Raw genomic sequence first — 8,381 nt, forward strand, 5'->3', positions numbered from 1 at the left:
TTTGGTGCATTTCCCTGGTACATTCTATGCGGTGCATAAAGTTGTAGATACCTAGGAAAGGGAATATGCATAAAACCGCACTAGACCGATTATCGTCAGTGAATCGGGAGCTGGATGCATGCAGAGAGAGTTACCATTCAACGGGCAGAGGGATTGGCGGATCGTGCGCTATGTCCTGGCCGGCATCGTTGGTTTCGCCGTACTCGCCCAGGTTCTGGTTTATCTCAGCCTGGTCGCTCTCGTCGACCGGCCCTATGCGGCAGCGATGGTCGGCGCGGCCTTGATTTCCTTGCTGATGGGTGTGCCGCTGATCGTCGTCGCGGCCATGCAGTTTCGCCGGGCCCAGCGCCTCCGCAACCAGATCAACCACGTCGTTGCCCATGACGCCACGACCGGCTGCGTTACCGGCCGCGGGCTCGTCCAGCATGTTAATGGTCTCGAGCGCCGCCGTCAGCGCGGTGCCGAGGAGCTTCACGGGGCTCTCATCCATCTGCGGATCAACAATCTCGACGATGTCGGCGCCGCTTTCGGCCCGGAATGGAGTGATGAACTGCTCCAATTCGTCGCCTCCACCATCAGCACCTCGGTGCGGCGCGACGATGTCGTCGCGCGAACCGGTCCAGCGAGCTTCGACGTCCTGTTGGTGGGTGCGACCGAAGCTGATGCAGAGCAGGTTTGCACACGCCTGACGAAAGCGCTGACCTCGTCGCATTTCGCTGCCGACGGCAGCAAGGTCGATCTTGCCTTCAGCGTTGGCGGTGCGTTGTTCGACGGCAGCGTTGACCTGGAGCAGCTGCGCCGCACTGCCGCTTCCGAGGCCGTTGCTGTTGCGGCGACTCAGAGCGTCGGTTTTGTCCGCCTGCCCTCGGCTTGAATCAATGTGGGCGCTGGCGCTCACGTTAGGTGAAGATACAACCTTGCGCGCGGCGACTGAGATTCAGCGGCTGAATTCGCACCTGCATTGAGTTGTAGACGGCAACTTAGTCGCTCAAATCCTGAAGACGCGATGCGCGATCGGTTCTATTTCAATAGCTTAACGGATCCCGGCTTAAAGGGCGCGATTGTTCCATTTTTGCAACATGACCGTGCGAAAGGCTGGGATACTCTTGCACCACCCCAAAAGTGGTGGCCGCCTTTTATTACAGCTGTATTATTTAGCGATAAATTTCTGCAGTTGTAATGTGCGCTTGGATTTGCAAGCGTGACGTACTGATTGCGAGGGGGATAGTATTGAACGTGGGGAAAACCTTTAAGGGCGGGTTGTTTTCTATTCTGCTCGCGTCAACCGTGTTTGCGGGCGGTGCGGCCGATGCGATGACGCTCAGGGAAGCGCTTCAAATCGCGATGGAATCGAACCCGGAGATCGGGCAGTCGATGGAGAACCGCGAGGCGATCGAGTTCGAACTGCGGCAGGCCCGCGGTCTCTACCTGCCGAGCCTCGATGTGGAAGCTTCCACGGGCGTGCAACACCTCGAGGACGAAGCACGACGGCTCGGCTCCATCGAAAACGACCCGCTCTATCCTTCCGATGTCGGTCTGACAGTCACTCAGAAGCTCTTTGACGGCGGTGGTCGTCGTGCCGAACTGGAGCGGCAGGCAGCACGCGTCGACAGCGCCTCCTTCCGTGTGCTGGAACGTTCCGAAACCATTGGGTTGCAGATCGTCCGCGAGTACTTCGAGTATATTCTTCAGCAGCAGATCGTGGCGGAGGCCCGCAAGAACGTCGGCGTTCATCAGTCGATCCTATCGGATATCAGCTCGCTGATTTCAGGTGGAACGTTGACTGATGCGGATCGCCAACAGGCCAGTGAACGCCTGCTTTCCGCAAAGGCCCGCCTATTGGAAGCGGAGGAAGCGCTCGATACCGTCAAGATCAGCTTCAATCGCCTGGTGGGCCAGCCGCTTACCAAGCCGTCGATGCCGAAGTCGGTTGCGAACGTCTTGCCGAAAACGCTGGAGACGGCGATCGGCATCGCCCGCGGCAACAACCCGCGCATCAAGGCTGCCGATTCCGACATCAGTGTCGCGGACTCGCAGGTAAAGGCTGCGCGCTCGAGCATGTTTCCGGAGGTCTTTGCCGAAGGAAGCGTGCGCTCCGGAAACGATATCGACGGCGCGACCGGCAATTCCTGGGACGCGCAAGCGCGGATCGTCGCAAAATGGAATCTCTATCGTGGCGGCATAGACATCGCCAACGAGCAGGAACAGATGCGCCGGGCGAGCGAGCAGCGGCTGGTCTTCCACCAGGCGCATCGCGAGGTCGAGGAGGCCGTTCGCATTTCCTGGGAACGCCGCACGAGCCAGTATGACATTTCGCGCACGCTGAATGCACAGGCCCAGATGAACGTGCAGATCGTCGAGTCCTATCGCGAGCAGCTCAAGGTCGGCCAGCGCTCGCTGCTCGACGTGCTGGGCGCGCAGAACGCACGTTTCAATGTCAGCGTCCTGGCGAAAACATCGCAATATGCAGCCTTGTTTGCCGAATATCGCCTGCTTGCCGCAACTGGCCAGCTCCTGGCGACGATGCAGATCAAAGCACCGGCTCAATCCGAAGCCTATGCGCGCACCGAGTTCAATGTTCCGGACACGCCTGCTACGGAAACCTATCGCCGTGTTCCGTCGCGCCAGACGAACGATTTGCCGCTCGACTTGTTGGCGCCGATCCGGCAGAAATGATAGTCCTCGTGAGGGCGGACACAACCGGTGGTGATGCAAGCTATTGACAGGCATGCGCAGATTGGCCCGTCCTTGACTGGCTTTTCCGAGGCGTTCAAGGAGATTTGCGTCTTCTTGAACCGCCCCTCGTCAGACAGTGTGCTCTATTCCGACGTGCCCTTCGACGCCCGGTCGCCGAGCGCCGAAGACGTTTCCCGCATAGCTGAGCGCGTTGGCCTGGAGACGGAGCTTGTTTCCACGCGGGCCCTTGCCAATCGCGATTTCGTGTTCCCGCTGCTGCTCGTCTTTCGCGATGGCAGCGCCACGGCGTTGTTGGAGGAGGCGCCGGACGGGACTCTCAGTCTTTCGAACAAATTGGCAAGGCCCGACGAGACGGCGGTGAAGCTGTCCGATCTGCAACTCGGCGGGCTCGCCTATGCCGCATCGTTCTCGGCGACCTATTTGAACGCGGCTGCCGGCCGGGGTGTTGGCGAGGCGCGCAACATTGACCGCCGGCACTGGCTGACTTCGACGATCAAGCCCTTCTGGCAAGCCTATGTCCAGGTGGCGATCGCGACATTCTTCATCAACGTCCTGGCGCTCGCCGCGCCGCTGTTCACGATGAACGTGTACGATCGCATCCTGCCGAACAAGGCGATCGCGACGCTCTGGGTCCTGGCGCTGGGCATCAGCACCGCCATCCTTTTCGATTTCCTATTGAAGACCGTACGCGCGGCGCTGATCGACTACGCCGGCCGCAAGGCCGATCTGAAACTCTCCTACATGCTATTCGAGAAGATTCTGCATGCAACCATGGCGTCGCGGCCGCCGTCCACCGGCGAGTATGCGAACCGGGCGATGCAGTACGAATTCGTGCGGGAGTTTTTCACGTCGAATACGCTCAGCATGATCATCGACAGTCTTTTCGTCTTCGTCTTCATCGCCGCCATCTATGCGGTGGCAGGTTGGATCGCGCTCATTCCAGCGATTGCTTTTATCTTGAGCCTCATCATCGGCTACGTCGCGCAGTACAAGATCGGCAATCGCGTCGCCGCGGCATCCAACGAGTCCGCCCAGCGCCAGGCACTCCTGGTCGAAACGATCAGCGCGATCGAGACGGTGAAAACGCTGCATTCGGAAAAACAGCTGCTTCGCCGCTGGAACGAATTGGCCAAGCATTCCTCGAACACGGCCGAGAAAATCAAGGAGATTTCCTCCTGGGCGTCGCACGCGACGCAGTTCGTGCAGCAGTTGGTGACGGTCTGCATCGTCGTGGCCGGCGCCTATGAATTCACCGAAGGAAACATCTCCTCGGGCGCGATCATCGCCGCCAGCATGCTGGCCGGCCGCGCCGTCGCACCGCTCGGCCAGATTGCGATGACGCTGGCGCGACTGCGCCAGGCGCTTCTATCGCTGCGGATCCTGAATGCGGTGATGGAGCAGCCGGAGGATCGGCCCGATACGATCGGTTTCGTTAATCGCGAGATCCGCAACGGCAGCATTACCTTCGCCAATCTCGACTTCGCCTACCCGGGGACCGACCACAAAGTGGTCAGCGGCATGAACGTGGCGATCAAAGCGGGAGAGCGGGTGGGCATCATCGGCCGCATCGGTTCCGGCAAGACGACGATCGGCCGTCTGCTTGCCGGCCTCTACCCACCAAGCGCGGGGCGAATCCTGCTCGACGGCGTCGACATTCGCCAACTGCACCCCTCTGTCGTTCGCTCGGCGGTATCGTTCGTGTCGCAGAATTCTGATCTGTTCTCGGGCACGATCAAGGAAAACCTCCTGATGGCAAATCCGACCGCCAGCGATGAAGAAGTGGTGGCGGCAGCGAGGCTTGCCGGCGTGGACGAATTCGTCTCCCACCATCCGCGCGGCTATGACATGCCCGTAGGTGAACGCGGTTCTCAGCTTTCCGGCGGGCAACGCCAGGCGGTCGCCATCGCACGGCTGCTATTGCGCAAGCCGAAGGTCGTCTTCCTTGATGAACCCTCCGGGGCAATGGACCTTGCAAGCGAACGTGAGCTGATCAACAAGCTCTCCACCGTCTTCAGCAGCGATGTCACCCTTTTGATATCGACGCATCGCCATAGCATGCTGAGCCTCGTCGATCGGCTGCTGGTTCTTGACCGCGGGCGCGTCGTTGCCGATGGCCCGAAGGCTGAGGTCATCGAGCAGTTGCAAAGGCGGCCCGGTCCTGCTGGCCCAGTGGCCGGAGCCGGCCTATGATGCACGCTTTCACAAAGATGACGAAAAGACGTCGGTTCGCAAATGGCGGGAGGGGTCAGCATGACTGAGAAACCGCCGCTTGCCGCGCGCGCCGGGTTGCTTGTCATCGGCTTGCTGATCAGCTCTTTCGTCGCCTGGGCGGCGATCGCCGAGGTTGATGAGATCGCCCGCGGTGAAGGCAAGGTCATCCCCGTCTCGAAGACGCAGATTATCCAGTCGAGTGAACCCGGCATCGTGCGCGAGATCGCGGTACAGCCCGGACAGGTCGTTCGCCGCGGCGATCTGATCCTCCGGCTCGACGATACCGCGAGCGGCTCCTCCCTTGGCGAACTCGAGGCCAAGGGGCGATCGCTGCGCGCGCAAGTCGCGCGGCTCAAACTCGAGGAGACCGGGGCCTACGACGCAAAATACCAATGTCCTGAGGACATCACTAAGGTCGCGCCGGCCATATGCGCGAACGAGGAACAACTGCTTCAAGCCAAGGCCGGCAATTTCAACAACAAGCTGTCGGTCATGCAAGCGCGCGAAGGCCAGCGGCAGAAGGAGCTTGCCGAGGCGGCGGCCAATATCACCCGCCTGACAGAGAGCCTGCAGTTGACCGAGCAAGAACAGGAAATGCTCGCGCCGATGGTCAAGCGCAAGCTCGTCGCGCAAACCGAGGTGCTCAGGGTCGAGAAAGAGCTGACCGATACCCGGGGTCAGCTCGCCCTCTGGAAGGAGTCAGTCGGAAAGCTAGAGGCGGCGCTCAGGGAGGCAACCCTCCAGGTGACCGAATTGTCGCTGCAACTGAAGCAGGAGGCCCTGGCGGAAAAGACCGAGGCGCTTTCGCAACTTTCCGTTATCGAGGAAACCATCCGCGGCGCCAGCAGCCGGGTCGCCAACACCGACATTCGCTCACCAGTCGACGGCATCATCAATACGCTCGATGTCAACACAGTCGGCGCCTATGTGACGCCCGGTGGGGTGATCGCCGGCGTCGTACCGACGTCGGAGATTCTGCTCGTCGAGGCACGGCTATCTCCAAGGGACGTTGCGTTCGTGCGCGCCGGCCAGCCGGCACTGATCAAGGTCTCGGCTTATGACTTCTCGATTTACGGTGGCCTCGGCGGTGTCGTTGAGACCATCAGCGCCGACAGCCTGGTTGATCAGAACAATGGCGAAACCTACTATCTCGTGCGCGTCAAGACCGACACAGCCGCGCTGGTGAAGGATGGGCGCGAATATGCGATCATGCCCGGCATGATTGCGTCCGTGGATATCATGACCGGCAAGAAAACGATCCTTGCCTATCTGATGAAGCCGATCAACAAGGCGCGCGAGGAAGCTCTGCGGGAGCGCTGACGATGAACGAGACGCCGCCTCCCCCGTCCGACGCGGACCTGAGCGCTCTGCGGTTCCGTGTCGTCACCGTCGGCGGTCAGCGCCGCGGGATCAAACTTGAGGAGATCTATTGGCAGAGCCTTGGCGAGCTTGCCGCGCGGCAAGGCCGTAAGCTCGCGGATATCGTTGCCGCCTGCGAAACAGAACTCGAGGGCGAAGGCAACCTGACGGCGCGGCTGCGCTTTATCGCCACCCGCTACCTGCGCGACGAACTCTCGTCGGCCAAGGAGCGCAGCAATCTGGCGGTGGTTGCAGGCCAGGTCCGCGCAAGTCCGTCGCCGGCCTTTGCGCTCACGGGGAACAAGCACATCATTGCCTATAACCCCGCCTTTCTCTCCTTCGTCCAGTCACGTGTCCTGCGCTCGCACCTGCCTCAACCCGCAAGGGGCTTGAAGCTCTCCTTCGACGTTCAGTTTGTCGATCTCGTGCACCGCCTCAAGGAGACCCCCGGCGAACCGCAATCGGCCGGCTTCACCATCGGCGCGCAGGGACAGATCACGCGGGGCAAGTTTACCGCCGCCCTCGCTCCGCTCTCCGACCAGGACGTCATCATCGGCTTTATTCTGGCCTGATCCAATGCGACCGCCGCTGCGACAGCGTAGTTAAAATGGCGACCCTTTCGAGCGGTCACCCATTCGACGAAAGGCGTTGCGTTTGGAGATGAGGTTTAGCGAAGCGCGACACCCTCTCCGGGCATGACATCGGACAGAGGTGCGGCCGAAGCGACCTTGTCGCCGGTCGACCTGACGCCGTGGATCCAGGAGCGGTCGGCGCTGACCGAGAAGAGCGGCTGGTAGTTGGGCAGAGCACGGTCGGGCTTCACCTCGTCGCTCAAATTGTCGAGAATGAAGTGGCCCTGGCTCGTCGTGATCGCGAGCACCGCGTGATAGAGGTTGCGTCGGACATCGCGCAGAACGACGACCGACATGGCTTCCGGCGGCAGGCCGGCCGCCTTCAGAGCCGCCATCTTCAGGATGGCATAGTCTTCGCAGTCGCCCTTGCCGCGGGCGAGAATTTCGTCCGGCGTTGCCCAATAATCCTTGGAGCCGTAGTTCTCAGCGTCCGGCTGGTAGCGGACAAGCCGGTTCACCGTCCGGTTGATGCCGCTGATCTTCTGCCGGAAGGCGAGGCCGTTGGCGTTTTCGATCGCCCTGCCGAGGATGCCGCGAGCGGCACAACCACTCTCGTTGGCGCAGTGGTCGAAATCGGCTGCCGCGACCGCCGGAAAGACGGTTTTCCATTTGCGGGCCACGGGGATCGAAGAGACGCGGAAGGCGACGGAATGGAAAACGGCGGAGGGCGTCGACTGCGCCGGTGTTTGGCCACCGAGGTTGGTGCCTGCCGTCACCGCCACTTTCTGCACCCGCTGCCGCTTGAGCCCTTCGGAGGCTTGCTTCGACCAGGTGCCGATTGCCTCAGTGGCGACGGCCGCCAGCGGACTCGCGAGGCTCAGCATCTGCTGGAAGACGCCGGGCTGGAGCATGCCGGGCTGTCCGGCCTGCACAGAGGATATCGCTGAAAGCGATGCCAGGCCGATCGCAAACACCGAAGTCTTCAGGTATTTTTCGCAGTGCTTCCAGCTCTTCTTGTTCATCGCCGTGTCTCTCGGTTGCATGGAGACACTCTACGAATCAAAAGAAAAATGCAGGTAAAGCCGTATGTATTATTTAGTATGTGCCACGCCAATACGTTTTATGTAAAATTTTATTCAAACTTTATACTTGTGTATGCTTTTGGAGCACTGACGGATTCGTTTATAGAAGTCGCCGACTCCGTCATCATGAAAGCGATCGCCAGCCCGGAGCATGCCGTTTGGCACCTGTGCCGGTTGTTTCATGAGGATGCGTTCAACGGAACGTCTTGCAACGCGGCCAGTTGCGATTGACGGGCGCATTTTGCCACTGTTCTCTGTGACATCAGGGCTTCTTTTTATAGCTCAGGCGGCCCGGATGGGGCATTCGTTTCGAACCCATGACCAGAACTATTAAAATTGCGTCAATCTAACCAATTTTGGGTATTAGCATATCATATTATGCTGTTTTTCTCTAATCCCTTCGATGCCGATTGCGGCTGCACAAGGTTGATGTTCTCTTGCCCGCAAAGGTCGAGGGGTA

Annotated in this window: 6 protein-coding genes; 5 read left to right on the top strand and 1 reads right to left on the bottom strand. The window is 60.2% G+C overall.

From position 1 onward, the window contains the following. The first annotated feature begins 118 nt into the window (after window positions 1-118). From J3R84_RS33850 to J3R84_RS33870, 5 genes are all read left to right on the top strand, one after another. Window positions 119-874, top strand: a complete 756-nt coding sequence (locus J3R84_RS33850; protein WP_082557407.1) for a GGDEF domain-containing protein — start codon at window positions 119-121, stop codon at window positions 872-874. Between the two features lie 356 nt (window positions 875-1,230). Then, the gene (locus J3R84_RS33855) at window positions 1,231-2,676 is read left to right on the top strand and encodes a TolC family outer membrane protein (RefSeq protein WP_057217284.1); all 1,446 of its coding nucleotides are present in this window, start codon (window positions 1,231-1,233) and stop codon (window positions 2,674-2,676) included. A gap of 33 nt (window positions 2,677-2,709) precedes the next feature. Beyond that, on the top strand, window positions 2,710-4,887 hold the full coding sequence (locus J3R84_RS33860; protein WP_203529675.1) for a type I secretion system permease/ATPase: 2,178 nt from the start codon (window positions 2,710-2,712) through the stop codon (window positions 4,885-4,887). A 60-nt stretch (window positions 4,888-4,947) separates the two neighbouring features. After that, complete coding sequence (locus J3R84_RS33865) at window positions 4,948-6,228, top strand: HlyD family type I secretion periplasmic adaptor subunit (RefSeq protein WP_082557409.1); 1,281 nt, start codon at window positions 4,948-4,950, stop codon at window positions 6,226-6,228. Between the two features lie 2 nt (window positions 6,229-6,230). After that, window positions 6,231-6,839, top strand: coding sequence for a ribbon-helix-helix domain-containing protein (locus J3R84_RS33870; RefSeq protein WP_057217287.1), 609 nt, complete (start codon window positions 6,231-6,233; stop codon window positions 6,837-6,839). 95 nt (window positions 6,840-6,934) lie between these two features. Here the strand turns inward: J3R84_RS33870 and J3R84_RS33875 are convergent, their stop codons facing one another. After that, entirely contained in the window at window positions 6,935-7,882 is a 948-nt protein-coding gene (locus J3R84_RS33875) for a transglutaminase-like cysteine peptidase (RefSeq protein ID WP_225906502.1), read from the bottom strand. Window positions 7,883-8,381: the final 499 nt, after the last annotated feature.

Source organism: Ensifer canadensis, from assembly GCF_017488845.2.
GTDB lineage: Bacteria > Pseudomonadota > Alphaproteobacteria > Rhizobiales > Rhizobiaceae > Ensifer > Ensifer canadensis.

Bases quoted from the DNA above. Each gene is read 5' to 3' on its own strand.
- J3R84_RS33850 (WP_082557407.1), top strand. From the start codon at position 119: ATGCAGAGAGAGTTACCATTCAACGGGCAGAGGGATTGGCGGATCGTG.
- J3R84_RS33860 (WP_203529675.1), top strand. From the start codon at position 2,710: ATGCAAGCTATTGACAGGCATGCGCAGATTGGCCCGTCCTTGACTGGC.
- J3R84_RS33865 (WP_082557409.1), top strand. From the start codon at position 4,948: ATGACTGAGAAACCGCCGCTTGCCGCGCGCGCCGGGTTGCTTGTCATC.
- J3R84_RS33870 (WP_057217287.1), top strand. From the start codon at position 6,231: ATGAACGAGACGCCGCCTCCCCCGTCCGACGCGGACCTGAGCGCTCTG.
- J3R84_RS33875 (WP_225906502.1), bottom strand. From the start codon at position 7,882: ATGCAACCGAGAGACACGGCGATGAACAAGAAGAGCTGGAAGCACTGC.